Source organism: Salisaeta longa DSM 21114 (assembly GCF_000419585.1).
GTDB classification, from domain to species: domain Bacteria; phylum Bacteroidota; class Rhodothermia; order Rhodothermales; family Salinibacteraceae; genus Salisaeta; species Salisaeta longa.
The window spans coordinates 31201-48813 of record NZ_ATTH01000002.1 but is presented as its reverse complement, the minus strand read 5'-3'; the positions used below and the strand labels follow the sequence as shown (position 1 = coordinate 48813).

11 protein-coding genes are annotated in these 17613 nt (G+C 63.1%); 4 read left to right on the top strand and 7 right to left on the bottom strand.

The annotated features are described in order from the left end of the window. Positions 1-101 precede the first annotated feature (101 nt). The gene (locus SALLO_RS17975) at positions 102-3035 is read left to right on the top strand and encodes a lamin tail domain-containing protein (protein ID WP_022836836.1); all 2934 of its coding nucleotides are present in this window, start codon (positions 102-104) and stop codon (positions 3033-3035) included. 647 nt (positions 3036-3682) lie between these two features. Here the strand turns inward: SALLO_RS17975 and SALLO_RS17970 are convergent. Further along, positions 3683-5296, bottom strand: coding sequence for a T9SS type A sorting domain-containing protein (locus SALLO_RS17970; protein WP_022836835.1), 1614 nt, complete (start codon positions 5294-5296; stop codon positions 3683-3685). A gap of 348 nt (positions 5297-5644) precedes the next feature. On the opposite strand from SALLO_RS17970, the gene SALLO_RS0113510 reads away from it, so the two are divergent. Then, positions 5645-8212 carry a TonB-dependent receptor gene (locus SALLO_RS0113510; RefSeq protein WP_084696339.1) on the top strand — a complete coding sequence of 856 codons (2568 nt, stop codon included), beginning with the start codon at positions 5645-5647 and terminating at the stop codon, positions 8210-8212. A 54-nt stretch (positions 8213-8266) separates the two neighbouring features. After that, positions 8267-10312 (top strand): alkaline phosphatase D family protein, encoded by a 2046-nt coding sequence (locus SALLO_RS17965; RefSeq protein ID WP_022836833.1) that lies wholly within the window; start codon positions 8267-8269, stop codon positions 10310-10312. Between the two features lie 87 nt (positions 10313-10399). Here SALLO_RS17965 and SALLO_RS0113500 read toward each other — a convergent pair whose 3' ends face one another. Next, entirely contained in the window at positions 10400-12208 is a 1809-nt protein-coding gene (locus tag SALLO_RS0113500; RefSeq protein ID WP_022836832.1) for a PepSY-associated TM helix domain-containing protein, read from the bottom strand. A 282-nt stretch (positions 12209-12490) separates the two neighbouring features. Beyond that, positions 12491-14917, bottom strand: coding sequence for a TonB-dependent receptor (locus SALLO_RS0113490; protein ID WP_022836831.1), 2427 nt, complete (start codon positions 14915-14917; stop codon positions 12491-12493). A gap of 172 nt (positions 14918-15089) precedes the next feature. Between SALLO_RS0113490 and SALLO_RS17330 the strand changes: the two genes are divergently transcribed. Next, on the top strand, positions 15090-15455 hold the full coding sequence (locus SALLO_RS17330; protein WP_022836830.1) for a DUF4112 domain-containing protein: 366 nt from the start codon (positions 15090-15092) through the stop codon (positions 15453-15455). A 20-nt stretch (positions 15456-15475) separates the two neighbouring features. On the opposite strand, the gene SALLO_RS0113480 is transcribed toward SALLO_RS17330, so the two are convergent. The 4 genes from SALLO_RS0113480 to SALLO_RS17960 all read right to left on the bottom strand — a co-directional run bounded on the left by SALLO_RS0113480 (position 15476) and on the right by SALLO_RS17960 (position 17543). Further along, positions 15476-15691, bottom strand: a complete 216-nt coding sequence (locus tag SALLO_RS0113480) for a hypothetical protein (RefSeq protein WP_022836829.1) — start codon at positions 15689-15691, stop codon at positions 15476-15478. 20 nt (positions 15692-15711) lie between these two features. After that, positions 15712-16077 carry a DUF6686 family protein gene (locus tag SALLO_RS0113475; RefSeq protein WP_022836828.1) on the bottom strand — a complete coding sequence of 122 codons (366 nt, stop codon included), beginning with the start codon at positions 16075-16077 and terminating at the stop codon, positions 15712-15714. A gap of 14 nt (positions 16078-16091) precedes the next feature. Beyond that, positions 16092-16454 carry a hypothetical protein gene (locus tag SALLO_RS0113470; protein WP_157621518.1) on the bottom strand — a complete coding sequence of 121 codons (363 nt, stop codon included), beginning with the start codon at positions 16452-16454 and terminating at the stop codon, positions 16092-16094. 642 nt (positions 16455-17096) lie between these two features. Then, positions 17097-17543 (bottom strand): fibronectin type III domain-containing protein, encoded by a 447-nt coding sequence (locus tag SALLO_RS17960; protein ID WP_022836826.1) that lies wholly within the window; start codon positions 17541-17543, stop codon positions 17097-17099. Positions 17544-17613 lie beyond the last annotated feature (70 nt).

Genomic DNA, 17613 nt, shown 5'->3' with positions numbered 1-17613 from the left:
TCAGCTTTGCCAGCAGCGCCAGCAGCGGCGCAACGCAAACCATCACCATTTCCCTTTCGGACGACACGAACGTAGAGGGCAGCGAAACCGCTACCTTTGCCTTGCAAAACCCCAACGGGGGCGGGGTTAGCACGCCGGGCACCGTGGACGTCTCCATCAGCGATAATGACGGCAGTGGTACGCCAACCGCCATTTATGCGGAAGATTTTGAGCCGTATGCGACCGGCACCACCAGCCCCGGCAATGGGAAGTGGACCCTAGAGACCAGCACGGCCGATACGGGCTTCATCTTTGAGGTGGCCAACGACGGAACCGATCAGGCGCTTCGAGCCAACGACATTGACGATGGAGATGGGACCACAAGCGTGGTAACGTGGACATCCGAGTCCATCGACATCTCGGCTTACGCGGGTGTTGATGTGGCGCTTACACTGAGCGAAACTGGTGATCACGAGGGGACGGACTTCGCTGATGTTCAGTACAGCACCGATGGCGGCACGACGTATACGACCATTACAAACTGGAACGGCCTCGGCAGCAGCACGCACACGTTGGTGGGCAACCTCCCGAACGATCAGGATTGGGGAAGCGCTACGGTGACCACCGCGGGCCTCTCGGGGACCACACTACGGCTGCGCGTACGACTCAAAAACAACGCAGGATCAGAGGATCTTTTCCTTGACGATATCGCCGTAACCGGCGGCAGCAGCGATGGAGGAGGCGGTGGCGGCGGTACGCCCGCTGCGTCGCTTCTCATCACAGAGGTCATGCAGAACCCGGACGCGGTTCCTGATAGTGATGGCGAGTGGTTTGAAGTGCACAATCCATCCCGTACGCCTGTGGATATGCAGGGATGGACCATACGCGACACGGATACTGACACGCATACCATTGGGAACAGCGTGGTGGTGCCTGCCGGAGGGTACGCGGTGCTGTGCCGCAACGGAACTTCCAGCGCTAACGGCGGGGTGCCCTGCAACTATGTTTACGCGAACATCGCCATTGCTAATGGTGCCGACGAGCTCATTCTTGAAGACGGCGGCGGGACAAAGATAGACATCATTGCCTATGATGACGGGCCCGCCTGGCCCGATCCAACCGGTGCCTCGATGGTGTACACAGGCACCGCAAGCGAGAATAACAACGACGGGGCCCTCTGGACAACGGCTACGGCGTCGCTTGGCCTGACGACTGACAACGGATCGCCGGGCCTGCGCGGCCCCGAGCAGACGCTGGCCGTTACCACCACCCTGCAAAGCACCGCGGGGTGGCGCATGCTCTCGGCTCCTGTAGGCGGTCTTACCGTGGGCGATTTGCCGGGGCTTGTGCAAGGCGTTAGTGGGTCATATCCCGGCGCCGATCCGAATATTTACCTCAGCTACGACGGCCCGGGAAGTGCCACAGACGGCCAGTACTGGACGGCTGCGACAAGCACCAGCGATCCGCTTGAGCCGGGCCAGGGCTTTATTTGGTACGTATTTGCGCAAGACCTGCCCCTTTCCGTCACGACCCGGCAGGCGAGCCCGCGCGTAACCCAGGACGTAACTGTAAGCATTCCGGAATCTAGCGAGTGGCATCTCATTGGCAATCCGTACGCAAACCCCTTCGACCTCTCGGGCCTCAACCTGGGAACTGGATTTTCAAGTACGGTGCAGGCATGGGATCCAACGGCCGGAGACGGCACCGGGAGTTACCGCCTGATTACCCAGGCCACTGATGACAGCGACGTGATACATCCCTGGGGCGCGTTTTTTGTGGAGTATAATACCTTCACCGAGGGGGCAACCACGACTAGATCCGTCACCTTCAATCACACGGGCCAAGCGCCGCGGGCAAGCATCCTCTACAAACGTACGCCGCACGGGGCATTATCGAAGGCAGCCCCCAAGGCCGCCCGCACACAAGGAAGCGTGGCATTTACGCTCACCGGGCAGGCCAGCGGACAAACTGTCACCTATGATGCAGCAACGCGCCTGGTGCTTCGATCTGACGCCCAGGAAGGCCAAGATGCCTACGACGCCAGCAAGCTCGAACCTCTCGGGACAACGTATGGGGTTCTTGCCTTTGGGCCAGTTTCAGGCGACAACCTGCGCGCACAAGCCTCATACGCGCTGGATCTCTCGGGGCAGAGGTTAGAAGTGCCCATGCATGTGCAGCGACAGGGGACGATTGATGCACTCACCGTAAAGGTAAATCGTCTGGCATTGCCCGACGGATGGGGAGCCCAGCTCATCGATCAGGTCGAGGGCAGCACACGGCGCCTCACCGACGGCTTCAAGTATACCTTTGCGCCGCAGGCGAAGGCTACGCAGCAGACGCAGACTACGTCACAGGCGAAAAGAACGCACAGCAGCGCGCTGCCGCAACCGGTTACGCTGACTACGACGCTCCCCAACGCGAAGACACGCGCGGGGTCGAAGGCAACAGCATCATCGCCGCGCTTCATGCTGCACGTAGCGCCGATCGGTGCTCTCCCCGTGGAGCTGTCGGGGCTTACGGCGACCGCTGACAAGCGGCGGGTACGGATGACGTGGCAGACAGCGAGCGAGACAAATAACGCTGGGTTTTACATCGAGCACAAAGGAGATCAGGGCCAATGGACGGACCTGGGCTTTATTGAAGGGGCCGGGACGACGCAAACCCCGCAAACGTATCGCTTCACCACCAGGCGCCTCAACTATGGCCTTCACACCATGCGCCTGCGTCAGGTTGATGTGGACGGCAGCGCGCACTACAGCGACCCGGTCACGGTGCGCATTGCCTTACAGCAGCGCGCGGCGCTCTCGCAGCCCGCTCCGCATCCCTTTCGGCAAGAAACCACCGTGCAGCTTACGGTACGTGCGCCGCAACAGGTGGAAGCCGTGCTCTACGATGTGCTCGGCCGCCGCGTGCGCACTATCTACCGCGGACCGGTGGCCGCGCAGCAGCAAAAACGGTTGCGCATCGACGGACAGGGCCTGGCCAGCGGACTCTACCTCTTGCGCGTCAGCGGAACGGAGTTCACCAAGACGCTCCGGCTGATGCACATTCGCTAAGCAAAGCAGCCTTCGGACCGGCTCGCAGACCTGATTCCCCAGACGCTGTTTCCTTTTGCTGTTCTTCTTCAGCAGCAAAGCCAGAAGAAGCAACAGGGGCTGTGTCGAAAGGCTGTGTGGCAGCTATGCGGCAAGAGCTACGACGCTGCAAGGCACGATCGCCCCACCACAAATCGCAACAGATAGATGCTCATGATGCTACGTTTTTTGCGCCGCCTGGCACTTTTTGTGCTCCTTTGCGCGCTTTTTGAGGCACCTTCCGTACATGCGCAGGTGGGAATGCCGCAGCCGCCCCTTCCACAGAGGGCCGGGGATCTGCCAGGATGGGCTGCTCCACAAGCGCCTGGCCACCGAAGCGCTGGCGTCAGAAGCGCGTCACAAGCTCCTCATAACGCTTTCCATAACAAGACGGGAATTGCAGGGATTGAGCAGCCCGGAGGCGCTCGGCCCAACGCCCCCGCTTTCCCAGCGACGCCTACACCGGCTCCACTCGGCGGACACGCCTGGCTGGCCCTTGCCGGATTGGCGTTTGCTGCGCGAACGCTTAAGAAGAGACGCAAAGGCGCAGCAGACTCAAAATAAAACGGCGGGCCTGGGAAGCCCCAGACACCGCCGTTTGACGAAGTGCACAACGTGCTTCCGATCATTTACTGAACGATCGACAGCCGCTTCGTATAGGTGCGCGATGCGCCCTGTACCTGCACAAAGTACAACCCGCTCGCTAGGCCCTCGGTTGAGAGGCGCGTTTGCAAGCGTCCGTCGGCACCGGTCGTGCCCCGTGAAATGGTTTGCACGCGCTGGCCGAGTACGTTGTAGAGCGATACGCGAACCGCCTGCTTGCCCGGCAGCTGAACCGAGATCGGGACGCTACGTCCAGCGGTTACGGGATGGGCCCCTTGCAGCACGAGGCCCGCTTGCTGCCGCACGGTGATGGTGCGCAGGTCGCTCAGCGTCGCGGTCCCATCGAGGTCTACCTGGCGCAGCCGGAAGGCATGCGTGCCAGGGGATAGCGCCTCGGCCGTGAAGGCATAGCGCTGCGGCGTGGTGGTTGTCCCTGCACCCTCAACAAAGCGGAGCGTGGACCAGGAAGCGCCAGGAGCGCGGTGCTGCACGTAGAAGCCGGCGTTGTTGGTCTCCGAAGCGGTTTGCCACCGGAGGGTGACGGCCTGTCCATTGGCCGTGGCGGTGAAGGCGGTGAGCTCCACCGGCAGGGGCGCGGCGCCCGAAGCCGATGCGATGTAGTCGGTGCTGCTCGATCCGTCACGGCTTCCGACGTAGAGCGTGCCGTCGCTGGCTACGGCCAGTGGATCGGCAAAACTGCTGGTGTAGCCGCCCGCCGACGTGTTGCTGACAATGTCGGCCCCTTCAAACAGCAGGTCGATCTGCTGGTCGCTCGTGCGGATGGTTGCAAATTCGTCGGCGCTGCCTTCGTTGTACGCGACTAGGTAGTCGGTGCCGCCAAACGTGACAAAATCCAGATCCGCTAAGTTTAAGTTATCGTCGCCCGTTGTAAGCGGGCTGCCGCTTGCGTAGGGATCCACAAAGACCTGGAACGTGGGCGAAGCGGCGGTCAAGTCCACCGATACAACCTTTTGGCCGAAATTCCCGTCGGCAAAGGAGTTGGAGTATGCGTAGAGGGTGCCTGCATCATCGATCGCGATGTCGGTGCCTAGCGACAGGTCGGCGTTGGTGGCTACGGCTGTGGGCGTGCCTGAAAGGTCCAGCGGGAGCTTGTAAATGCCATCCTCACGCGTGCCAGTGTCATCGAAGAAGGCGTAGCTGGCAAAGTACAGCTCGCTGTTGTACACCTCCACGCTCAAAACGCCGTCTAGCTCCACGAAGTCGAAGTCCGTGGCATCAGCAACGCTTGTTCGGTAGATGTAATTGGGTTGATTGGTCTCGTTGCTCGCGCGCAGCGAGAAGTAAATCGACCCACTCGTGGCATCGTAGAACACTCCGTCGCACCGGTCGATATTTTCGCTCACCGCTGTGATGTTGCTCTGCAAGGTCGACGGGGCCGTGTGCACCGTCAGCGATGACCCGTCCCATTCGTAAATGCCCTGCTCAGATGTGTTGTAGAATACGACCGTGCCACCGCCGACCTGCGCAAGGCACTGCGCATCGGCCGCGCCGCCACTCGGCGTCAGGTCTGAGGAGGAGGCGTAGATCGAAAACGTTTGTGCAGCTGCCGGTTCTGCACTGCAAAAGAGCAGACCCATGAGCAGCATGCTGCTTGCGAGGTACCGTACCGTTCGATTCATGTGCAAACGTGTGTTGGAAAGTAGGTCAGTGAAAGCGTACCATGCAGCCTACAGGGTAGTGTGCCCGAGGTCAGACATGATTAGCTAAGCCTTTCAAATCAAAGTCAAGGTAATAGATACAAAGAGCAAAATGAAGGATATTTCGGATTGTAATCAAATGATAATGAGACAGGTATTGACGGCCTAATCCCTTATACAAAATAGGCTGCGTAACCGTTTGATAAACCAATGGTAAGTGCGGGGTAACACAAGGAGCGACGGCCGCTCTTTTACTACAAGTCCACCCTAAGCGGTGCTTGTGTTCTGCAAGCGCTGCGTGTTCTCCTCCATCTAATCTGCGATGTGTTCATGCCCCGCGATACGCTGCGCTGTACCGTGCCCCTCGACATCACAAAGGTTCTTCTGCCGCTCCTGTTGTTTTTCGTGCTCGCGCCTCGCCCGGCGGCCGCGCAAGAAACCGGCACCATCACCGGTCAGGTGCGCACCGCCGCGGGCCGCGCGTTGCCGGGCGCCTCGGTAATCGTGCAGGGGACGACCTCCGGACGGGGCGTTCCGCTGGGCGACCAGACCAACGCCACGGGCTACTTCCAGATTACCGGTGTGCCGTATGGCGAGCAGACGCTGATCGTTACCTTCGTCGGCTACCGCCCGTACCGCGAAACCGTTACGGTGGATGGGGACATGCCTGCGCTGTCCATTCGCCTCCAAGAGCAAACGCTTCGCCTGGAGGGCCTTACGGTGACCTCGCAAAAGCGCATCCAGCAGATCCAGGAGGTGCCCATTGCCCTCACCTCGTTCCAGGGCGACTTGCTGGACGACCTGGGCGTGCAGGAGCTCGATCGGTTCGCGGCATACGTGCCGGGCCTGCAGGTGCAAATCCAGAGCGTAAACAACCCGGGCTTCGTGGTGCGCGGTATCACCAGCGACAACGGCGACTCGCGCATTCAGCCGCGGGTATCCGTCTACCAAAACGGCGTTTCCATCAGCAAGTCGCGGGGCTCGGTGGTGGAGCTCTACGACCTGCAGCGGGTGGAGGTGCTTAAAGGGCCCCAGGGCACGTTGTTTGGCCGCGCTGCCCAAATTGGCGCCATCAACATCATCCAGAACCGCGCCGAGAACACGCGTTCGGGGCGCATCGAGCTGGGCACGGGCACCGAAAACGAACGCTACCTCACCGGCTACCTCAACACGCCGCTGGTGAAAGATCGGTTGTTTGTACGGGTGGCCGGCATCTACAACAAGCGCGACGGCTTCATCGAAAACGTGACGGGAGATGCCCTCAACGGAAAAGAAACCTTCGCATCGCGGCTGGCGCTTCGCTGGCTGCCGACAAATAGCACGGTGGTCGATGTCATTGCCAATTACCAGCGCGATACGCCGCCCGGTACGTCGTTCAAAAGCGGCACATTTGCACCGCCCGGAGGCACCACCGACCCGAATGGCATTGCCGCCATGGGCGCCGATCCGGTACTGGCCGACGACGACCTGTTTATCGATCGCACCGTGTGGGATGCTACCGTGCTGGTGGATCAGGCGCTGTCGGCGCGGTGGACGCTTAACACCATCACCGCCTACCGCGAATTCGACTCGCTGGAGCGCTTCGATGCGGATGGCACCGCGGCGCCGGCGTTGCAGTTTGATGAGGATGCCGAGGGGCAGCAGTTCAGCCAGGAGGTGCGCGTAACCTACGAAAGTCCCGGGCGCTTCTCCGGCTTTGGGGGGCTCAACTTCTTCTGGGAAGACGGCTTCCAGCGCGTGCCCTTCCGCACCGATGAGCGCAGCTTCATCGCGCTTCTAAACCCCAACGTGCCGCTCGTTGATGAAAACGGCCAGCCGGTGCTCATCCCGGCGATCCCCAATCCGCAAACCGGCGCCCCCATCCCGCTGAAAGCCTCGCACGAGGAGGCGTTCACCAACTTCGGGACGACCACCGCGGCTGAGGCGTTTATCGACGGCACGGTGGACGTGACCGATGCGCTGTCGCTAACCGCGGGCCTGCGCGGCACTTTTGAGGACATGACGGGAGCCTATGAGGTGACCAACAGCGCCACGCCGGGCCGCCTGGGCGCGCTACTGGGCGCCGCCCCCAACAACCTGTTTGCGCCCACCAATGGACGCCTCTCGGCAAGCGAGACCTTCTGGTCGGCGGTGGGCCGTGTGGCGGCCGATTATGCCATTACCGAGGGAATCAACGCCTACGCCACGGTGTCGCGCGGGCGGCGGCCGAACGTCATCAACGTGGAAGCGGACGGCGCAAACATCCTGGATGCCGAGACGGTGTGGAGCTACGAGGCGGGCTTCAAGGGCTTGCAGCTCAATGACCGATTTGAGTACAGCCTAAGCGGGTTTATCTACGACTACAGCAACTTCCAGACCTCGGTGGTGGAGCTCGACGAAAACGGTGAGTTTATCAACCGTCCCCGCGATTCGGGGGAGGCATCCGCCATGGGGCTGGAGACGGAGGCCCGGTTTGCCATCGCGGACGGCGTCACGGTGTTCGGCAACTACGCCCTCATCGATGCGACCTTTGACGAGACCGATGCACAGGGCGACCCGCAGGAGCTGGCCGGCAATACGTTTCGCCTGACGCCGCGCCACAGCGCAGCAGGCGGCGTGAACGTCGATTATGCCATCACCCCGCGGGTGAATGCCTTCCTGCGCCCCTCCGTTCGGTACAAGTCGAAGGTATACTTCGAGGAAGAGAATGAGGAAAACATCAGCCAGGACGGCTACGCGTTGGTGGATGTGCGCGCCGGGGTAACCGTTGGTCGCTTTCGCGTCGAAGGCTACGTGGAGAACCTGTTCGACGTGGAATACATCATCGACGCGGGCAATACGGGCGGGGCATTCGGGGTGCCCACCTTCATTGCGGGCCCGCCGCGGTTCGTTGGCATCCGGTTATCGGGCCGGTTCTAAACGCACTGTATCGCCGCGTGCACATCCGTCATTCCTTCGTATCTACCCGTTGCCATGAGTACCAATCGCCGTTCGTTTCTCAAGACGTTTCTTCGCGGGGCCGGCTGCTTCGCGGTATCCGTAGCCGTCCCGTTTCGTCCGCTCCACGCGGCACGCCCGCGCCCCAACCCGGCGCATCACTTTCCGCAGGGCGTAGCCTCGGGCGATCCGACGCCGGACTCCATTTTGCTTTGGACGCGCGTGCAGCGGACCGAGCCGCCACCCACACAGCGGCCCGTTCCGCTCACGGTACAGATCAGCCGCACCGCCGACTTCCAGACGGTGCTGGCAGAGCGCCGCGTGACGGCTACCGCGGCCAGCGACCACACCGTGCGCGTGTTCGTGCACGGCCTGCCGACCGATACGGTGCTGTACTACCGCTTTCTGGCACCAGACGGCACGCCCTCGCGGCGGGGCCGTACCCGCACGGCGCCTGCGCCCACGGCCGACCGGCCCGTTCACCTGGCCTTTGCCTCGTGCCAGGCCTACGAGGCCGGATACTACGGCATCTACCGCACGCTCATCCGCGAAGACGAGGCCGCCCCGCCCGAGGAACAGATCGACTTTGTGCTGCATCTCGGCGATTTTATCTACGAGGGCCTCGGTTACGGCGGGGCGCGGTCGGTGTCGCCGTTTCCGGCGGGCGGCCGCCACGGCGACGGCACCTGGCACGCCGAAACGGTGGATGACTACCGTCACCTCTACCGGACGTACCTGTCCGATCCGGATTTGCAGGCCGCCCGGGCGCGCTGGCCGTTTGTGCAGGTGTGGGACGACCACGAGTTTACCAACGATGCCTGGCAGAGCGCCTCGACCTATGACGCGGGCGACGAGCCGGCGCAGGCGCGGAAGGTAGCGGCCAACCAGGCGTGGTTCGAGTACATCCCCGCGCGCCTCTCCGAACACGAAGGGTCGCCCGCCGCGCCCTCACAAGCCGATGACTTTCGCTCGGCGGCCGTTCGCAATGCGCCGCTCGATGCCACCGACCGTACCGGGCTGGTGAACGAGCCGAACAACCGCGCGGCCGTGGGCTCGATGACCATCTACCGCAACTTCCGATGGGGGCAGCACCTGGAGCTGGTGCTCACCGACGGCCGCTCCTACCGCACGCCGCATCCCGTGCCGCCGCCGCTGAACCAGCAGCTGGCGGGCTCCGACCGATACCTCACGCCGCTGGACGTGGTGGAGGTGTTCGACGCGGGCCGCGCGTACAACAACGGTACCCCGCCGGAAACGGTAACGGTGGGCGAACAGGAGATCCCCAACACGCGCCGCACCGCCGCGCCCGGCAGCATGCTGGGGGCGCGCCAGAAGGCGTGGTGGAAGCAGGTGGTGCGCGAAAGCACCGCCACGTGGACGGTGTGGGGCCACGGCGTGCCGCTCATGCCCATGCGCCTCGACCTCGACGCCGTCGACCCGAACGCCCAGACGGTGGTGATGACGACCGACACGTGGGACGGCTACCTGACCGAGCGCCGTGAGCTGCTTGCGTTCGCTAAAGAGGCCGGCACGCCGCTCGTCTCGCTCTCGGGCGACAACCACAATTCGTTCGCGGGGCAGCTCTACCCCTCGTTTGCGGGCGATGGAGCGGCGCCGATGGGCACCGAGTTTTCCATCTGCGGCGTAAGCTCGCCGAGCCTGTATCGGGCGTTTGCGCAAGCGCTGCCCGAGGACAGTCCCCTGCGGCCGCTCGTGACCTTTGACGACCCCTCGGCCGGCGAGGCGGTGGAGGCCCTCAACCTCACATTCCTGTACGGCGCAAAGGCCAGCGCCGTGGCGGCCCGAACCGGCAATCTCGCGCAAGCCAAGACCGCCGGAAGCCGCCTGAACGACCACCTGGCGTACGTCGACAGCAACGCGTACGGCATAGGGCGGGCGACGGTGCATGGGGAAGGCGTCGACGTCGAACTGCTCACGACCCCGCCGCCCACGACCCCGCCGGGCGATGACGGCATCGCCGTGGTGCGCCGCGCGCGATTCACGACCACGAAAGCGGGCGATGGAGCAGCCGTAGCGCTTCAGGGGCCCACGATCGACGGGCCGGCGCCCTTCCCGCTGTAGGGCCGCTTCGGTTGCGCTGCAGAACCGTGGTTCCATGGTTCCATGGAACCGGTTGTTAAACTGCGATGCCGCACGGCCGAGCGCGCGCTACGAGGAGGGCGGCAGCGTAGCCCCGGGCGGCAGCGTGACGCCTTTGGCCGGGCCCGATCGCTTGCGCCGCGCCTTGCGCTGTAGCGTCTGCCGCTTCGCGCGGAAGGCGCGCACCAAAAGCATCAGCCAGCCGGCAATGAAACCGGCCGTGAGCACGAGAAACGCCCCCACGACCCCCCACACGCCGTTGGGAACGCGCGGCCAAGCAGGCAAACTTGCTGCTTGGACGCTTGGAGTCCTGGGAACGGCAAAGGCTGCGCGGTGCGTGGTGCCGTCGTGCTGCGTGAGCGCAAGCTGCAGCGTGTCATTGGGGGCGGCCGTCACGGTGGCGCGCGGCGCACGCGCGGGGCCCTCTAGGGCAACCACCGAATCACCGGGTAGCACGAGCGCTGCGCGCTGCAGATTTGGCAGGCCCGCGCCCCGGAACTGTGCGATGAACGTGGCCTCGCGGCCTGCATCGCAGGGCATGCGGCACTGCACGTCGAGGCGAAACGGCCCGGCCGCAAGGTCGCTGGCCACCGTTTTGGGCGCGGGCGTAGGGGCGTAATAGCGGATGCCCTGGACGGTAGACACGCTCACGACGCCAAAATAGGCGAGGACGAGCGCGGTAGCCACCACCGCCCCACGCAGCAGCGGCACCGGCCCGAGGCCCGCGTCCGACGGTTCGGCCGCTTCGTCGCCCGACCGTTGCGGCCGGCGCTGCCGCGGCATGGAGCGCACCACCCACAGGTACGTGCCCGAGAGCACGGCAAACGACAGGATCAGGCCGAAGACGCACCACAGGATCTTTGTGGCCAGTCCGCCGAAGTAGCCGAAGTGCAGCGGGTCGGCAGCGTCGGTGATGAAGGGCACCACGCCCAGGCTGCTACTCCGCTGGACCCCGAGGACTTCGCCGGTAAAAGGATGCAACAGCACCTTGTTGGCGCGGTCGCGCGTGAGTGGATTGCCGGCCTGACCGGCTACGTACACGGCATCATCGGGGGCAGTAGGCATCCGGACGGCGTGCGCTGTCAGTTCGGGGAAGGCAGCCGTGGCGCGCGCGACGTACGTACCGGCGGGGAGCAGTTCGGGCCGGGGGCCGAAGCGGTCCAGCGTGGCCTCGTTGACCTGCGGCAGCGGTTTGGGCAACAGCGCTGCATAGTTGCCAGCGCCCTGAAACCCAATTTCCACAAAGTAGAAGATGCCCGTGAGGGCGATAATGAGCGAAAAGAGCAACCCCCAGATGCCCGCGCCCTTGTGCAGGTCCGACCACCGCAACCGCGGCCCGCGGTCCCATCGCAGCGTGATCATCTGTTTCAGCCAGCCCTTGTAGAACAAGAAGCCCGACAAAATGGAGAGCAGCAGCGGGACGCCCATGAGCGTGACGATGACGATCCCGCGGTTGCCGTCGAAGAAGCGGCGGTGAAACGAACGGAAGAAGCGCTGCGCGTTGAAGAAGCTGGTGTCGCCCTGCAGCGCGCCGGTGTACGGGTTCAGGTAGACCTTGCGGACGGCGTCGTTGGCTTGTTCTACGTACGCTACCGCGGCGGCATCCGGCAGCGCGGCCACGTACGGCGAGCCCGTCACGTACACGCCCAGGTTGGTGCCATTGGGGAACGCCGCAGCGAGGGTCTTGTGCATCGCCGTCCAGTCGACGGAGGCATCAGCCGGAACGTTTTCCACGCGGTGCGACGGGTGGATGAGCGCGTCAATCTCGTACGAGAGCGTGGCGACGGTCCCCGAGAAGCAGATCACGAACAGGAGCAACCCCAGGTTCAGCCCGATCCATCCGTGCAGCCGGAACAGCGTTTTGCGCCAATTACCCATCGTCTGGATCGTATCGATTGTTGGTTGCGTTGCCGTCAGCGGTGTGCAGATTGTTGCGGCTATTGCGGGCAATAAGCAGCCGCTTTATGTCCCATATTGGCTGGATCCAAAACGGGACCCAAAAGATCACGCCGGCGCCAAGATCACCTGAGGCCAGCGATTCGCTCGCTGAAATTCTCGCAACTCCGCCTTTCAGGCGTCAGACATCGAGAATTTCTAGGCGCATGCTTCCGCTGACCTCCGGGCGGGTGATCTTGGCGAGGGCGAAGGGTGCTTCCTCCATCAAAACGTATAGCCCACCTTTAGCAGCATCGTCCGCGGCGCGCCGGGGTAGAGGCGACCGAAGTTGTAGCCGCCCACCCAGTAGGTTTTGTCGAACACGTTGTTGATGGTGGCCGTGATTTTGAAATTGTTCACCGTGTAGAACACCGAGGCATTGGCCACGGTGTAGCCCGGCAGCTGCAGGCTTTCTTCGAACGTGTTGCGCTCGGTGACGAAGTGCGCGCCGGCGCCCGCGCCCAGGCCCTCCAGCGGGCCGCCATCCAGCGTGTACGTCGCCCAGAAGCCGCCCATGTGGTGCGGGGCGTTTTCCTTCACGTCGCCCTCGTTCGCGGGCTGCGCGGCTTCCGTTATCACGGCATTGTTGTAGGCATAGTTGGCCGTCAGTTGCAGCCCCTCAACGGGCGAGCCGGCCACTTCGAACTCGATACCGCGCGAGCGCTCCTCGCCGCGCTGCACGAGCCGCTCGGGGTTACCCGGGTCGTTGGCGCTCACCAGCACGTTCTGCTTCGTGATCTGGTAGATCGCCGTCGTGGCCGAGAGGCGTCCGCCAAACAGCGTAGCCTTCGCGCCGCCTTCGTAGAGCAGGCTTTCCTCTGGATCGAAAGGCCCGCCCACCTGCGGGTTGATGATCACGCTGGCGGCCTGCGGCTGGAAGCCCTCGGTGTACGTGCCGTAGATGTTGAGCCCGTCGAGGACGCTGTACACGACGCCCACACGCGGCAACCACGACGTCTGCTCGACCGTGCGCGTCGTGCCATCGCCCTGCGGCAGGATGTCGTAGTACCACTCGTGGCGCATCGACAGCAGCACGCGCAGGTCGTTCCACTGGATCTGGTCTTGCGCGTACAGGCCGTATGTGCGCCGCCGCACCGGATCAATGAGCCACGGCTGCGAGAACCAGTTCGCCACGTACGTCGACGGGTTGCGGCCTTCGATGGTGTACGTCGGGTTGGTAAGGCTGAAGTTGCCCACATTGCCGCCCGGCGTCCGCGTGCCATCGGGCAGGATGAAGAACTCCGCGCCGCGCGCGCCCCACTGCGTGCGGTTATCGTCCTGTTGCAGGAAGTCGAACCCAAGGAGGCCCTGATGCGCCAGCGCGCCCGTCTCTCCGTCAATCGTGAAGTAGTTGGTCACGTTGTCGACGGTGCGCGTCTGTTTCCGCTTGATGAACGCCAGCTGCAGCGTTGTCGGGTCGTTGGGGAGGAAGACGTTGCTCGTGCGGTGCTCCTCCAGGTCGTGGTCGTAGCGGAACTTCATATACGAGCTGTTAAACGCGAGCCAGTCGGTAAATTCGTGGCTCAGCGAGGCCGTCACGTGAAAGTTCGTGTTGTCCATAAAGTCGCCCGGCTGGCTCAGCGAGAAGCTGATGGGCGTTGAGGTCAGGTTCTCCGTTTCGTTGAAGATGGGCTGCCCGCGATCGAGGCGCGTGCTCACCGTGCTGTACACGAAGTCGACGTTCACGCGCGTGTCCTCGGTGGGCAGGAACGAGACGGAGGGGGCAATCAGCAGCGACTCGTTGAATTGCAGGCGCCGGAACGAATCGGCATTTTCGTAGCCCACGTTCAGGCGGTAAAGCACCGTGCGGTCGTCCGTGAGCGGGCCGGTAAAGTCGGCCGTGGCGCGGTAGGTGTCGTAGCTGCCCAGCGTAAAGTCGATGGCCTGACGCGGTGCGGCGAGTGGCTTTTTGGTGACCATGTTGATCGTGCCGCCGGGGTTTGTGTTGGCAAACAGCGCCGACGCCGGCCCTTTGATGATCTCGACCCGCTCAATGTGCGGCAGGATCGGGTTCGTCCAGAACGAAAAGCCCGCCTTGAGTCCATTGATGAGCCGGGCATCCTGGTTGCGGAAGCCGCGCGACGTGTAATCGTTGTAGCCGGAGAAGGTGGTCACGCCCGCCACGTTCTTGAACACGTCGTTGAGCCGGTAGATCTGCTGGTCTTCCAGCACCTCTTTGGTGACGACGGACACCGACTGCGGCACGAGCGGCAGCGGCGTGGCCGATTTGGTGGCGACGAAGCTGTAGTCGGTGGTGTAGCTTTGCGCGCGGCGGCCAATCACCTCCACCCCCTGCAGCTCAATGTCGGTGGGGGCAAAGGCGAGGCGCACCCGCGTGGTCTCGCCCGACGGCACGACGATGGTGCGCTCAATCGTTTCGTAGCCGATGAAGGACGCCGCAAGCACGTACGTCTCCGGCGGCACATCCGCAATGACAAAGCGGCCGTCGCGGTTGGTGGCCGTCCCCAGCGTTGTGCCGCGCAAGCCAATGTTGACCCCACGCAGCGGATCGCCGGTGGAAGCGTCGACGACAACACCTGCGATGCGGCCGGTGGTTTGAGCCGCTGCCGGCGCGGCCCACAGGCCAAACGACATCAGGAAGGCCAAGAGAAGCGGCAGAGCCGAACGGTTGGAGCGAAACAAGCGATGCATAACGAGATCCGTAACTGATAGCAAACGTTTAGACTAATTATAAACAGTGAACGCGGCTGTATGCAACCACGGCGCGTCTTTCCGTCGAACCTTCAAAAACAGCGAGCCGCGGATCACCGCACGTTCACGGTTGTTTTGACCATGCACTTATCTTCATCGTACAGCATCTGCTATGACTGCCACTGCCACACGGTCTTCCGATACCGCGGCTGTTATCGAGCGACTGGATACTTTTGCGACGTGGACCGACGAGGTCTTCCGCATTCCGTTTACGCCGGTGCGCTTCGGGCTCGAATCGCTTCTCAGCCTCATTCCGGTAGCGGGCGACTACGCCGGGTTGCTGGTATCATCGTACGTACCTATCGAGGCGATCCGGCAAGGTGCGCCGTGGCGACTTGTTGCCCAAATGATTGCGCGGAGCGTGCTCGATGCGCTCGTCGGTCTCATCCCGGTGCTGGGCGACGCCTTCGATGTGTGGTACAAGGCGAACCGCCGCAACGCCGATGCCCTCATCGACTGGTTGGAGCAGCACGCATAGCCCACCCGGCGCACGCTGATCTACGGGCGGTCTGCGCATTTGCGCGTGCGGATCGTCGCCAGGGCGGTCCGCAGCTGGACGATCAGGCGGCGGCGCGCTGTGCCCTGCAGGTCGGCAAAGCGTCCAGCCGCCAGGGCGGCAAGGGCGCGTTGATAGTGGGCCGCGGCGCGCTCTGATGCGTTGGGAGGCACAGCATCGGCGGGCGCAGCAAAGCCGTCGGGGTGAAGAGCAGGCATGGCGTAAGGAGGCAGAGCGGTTAGGCATCGGACGCGGGCGCATCGGGGTGAAGCGTCTCCTGCAGCAAGCCCTCCAGCTCCAGCATGGCGGCTGCCCCATCGAGGAGTTCGCGGAGGGCGCGGGCTTCGTCGCACGTAAAGCGGAACGCAAGCTTGTCGCCATCCGCCGAGAGGACGACCGGATGCGAGACATCCGGGTGGTCTGCACAGAGGGCGTCGAGGTCGAGGCCCGCCACAAGGCGATGAAACCGGGCAAACAGCGGCGGCTCCTCGGCCAGGGCAATGTTGCCAAACACAACCTCGATGCGGTTGCAGCAGGCGCACCGCAGCACCGTACCGTGTTCGGTTTGAAACAAAACAGACGTGTCGTCGGGGGCGTGGGGCATAGCCGGAAGGGCCGTTAGGCGGTGGAAACGGACATATCGCGCAGGATCGTCGACAGCTCATGCATGGCAGCGGCGCCATCGAGCAAGGCGTGCAAGGCCGCGAGGTCGGCCGCCGGAATACATGTGGGCGGCGCATCGGTGCCCGCTCGTCCAATGCGCAGCGGACGGGACGCGCCGTTTGCCTGCACCGCAGCGCGCACCACGCGCTGCAACCGCCGGACGTCGCGCGCCGACAGAAGCAGCACCGTCTCGTCGAAGATCAACTGAAAGCGCCCGCAGCACGCGCAGTGCAGGACGGTGCCCCGTACGGTGGCGTACAGGTACGGCGACGACGGATCGAGCGCGGCCGCCGCAAAAGCATACGAAGAGCACATCACGAAGCAGGGTGGAGTCAGAAAAGCACGCACGCGACGCATGAGACATCGCGCAAGTCGTTATTTAGACCATTTACAAATAACGATCGATAAGACAATAAAAGGCGCTGGAAGAAACGTCAAGCGAACGCTGGTCTACACGCGGTAAAGAAAACGTGAAGGGTTGGGCTGCGGCAACCGACCGTCTGCCGTCTGTACCGAGCGGTGGGGCGCCCGGTGCCACCCCCACCGGCAGCACCGAGCTATCATCCACCGCGTAGGGCGCGCAGGAAGTGCGGCGCGCCGGTCGAGTTGCATTCATTGAGGGGCGTTGATGGGGAGTTGCATCCGATGCGTAACATCGGGTACAGCAGGTACCACCCAGGACACCGAATGTCCGGCGTCCTGAAATACAAACGCTGACATTGAATTCAGCCCCTGTAATTTGTTTTCAGCCAGGAGTCCTTACGGGTTTTGTATCCTGCAGAGCACTCCATGAGCTACAAGTGTGAATTTTTTGTAGGCGTGTAGAGGTTCGGCGGAATCTCCTTTCAGGAAGACAAAAGATAAAGCCAGGAACGGCGTGCGGCCCGTTCCTGGCGGATGATTGGCAAAACAAAAGGTAGACGACCGTCCGTTTCGAACGGTACGTTTGCGATACAGGCCCTACGGGCGGGACGGCGGCGGGGAGAAGGGCGTCACTTCGGCCTCGTCTGACAGTTCGCTCTCCTCATCAGCGACGGCCGTCACCTGGTAATAGTACGTTACGCCGTTGGACACCCCGGTATCGGTATATTCGGTGCTCGTCAGTCCCGTCTCAACCGTTTCTCCTGGGGCCGACGGATCGGAAGTGGTCGCGCGGTACACGGTGTAACGCTCCGCTTGTGACACGGACGGCCAGTCGAGCGTCACCTGGGCATCGCCGGAGGTTGCGGTGAGGTTAGACGGCGCATCGGGAATGACGGGCCCGGGGTCGTCGGTGCCAGAGCCGGGATCGGTTGTGTCATTTCCGCCGCCCGAATCGCATCCGACAAGCGCGACCGTTAGCAGCAGTGCGATGCCGGCTTTTTGAGCAATATGGAATATACGGGATGGAGACAGCAACATGGGCATACAGGATCTGAATGAATAGTGCGTACAAGGCGGACAGCCGCCGGCCGGGCCCGCGCTGAGCGCGTTACGG

Excerpts from the sequence above, each read along its gene's own strand:
- SALLO_RS17970 (WP_022836835.1), bottom strand. The coding sequence starts at position 5,296 with ATGAATCGAACGGTACGGTACCTCGCAAGCAGCATGCTGCTCATGGGT.
- SALLO_RS0113510 (WP_084696339.1), top strand. The coding sequence starts at position 5,645 with ATGCCCCGCGATACGCTGCGCTGTACCGTGCCCCTCGACATCACAAAG.
- SALLO_RS17965 (WP_022836833.1), top strand. The coding sequence starts at position 8,267 with ATGAGTACCAATCGCCGTTCGTTTCTCAAGACGTTTCTTCGCGGGGCC.
- SALLO_RS0113500 (WP_022836832.1), bottom strand. The coding sequence starts at position 12,208 with ATGGGTAATTGGCGCAAAACGCTGTTCCGGCTGCACGGATGGATCGGG.
- SALLO_RS0113490 (WP_022836831.1), bottom strand. The coding sequence starts at position 14,917 with ATGCATCGCTTGTTTCGCTCCAACCGTTCGGCTCTGCCGCTTCTCTTG.
- SALLO_RS17330 (WP_022836830.1), top strand. The coding sequence starts at position 15,090 with ATGACTGCCACTGCCACACGGTCTTCCGATACCGCGGCTGTTATCGAG.
- SALLO_RS0113480 (WP_022836829.1), bottom strand. The coding sequence starts at position 15,691 with ATGCCTGCTCTTCACCCCGACGGCTTTGCTGCGCCCGCCGATGCTGTG.
- SALLO_RS0113475 (WP_022836828.1), bottom strand. The coding sequence starts at position 16,077 with ATGCCCCACGCCCCCGACGACACGTCTGTTTTGTTTCAAACCGAACAC.
- SALLO_RS17960 (WP_022836826.1), bottom strand. The coding sequence starts at position 17,543 with ATGCCCATGTTGCTGTCTCCATCCCGTATATTCCATATTGCTCAAAAA.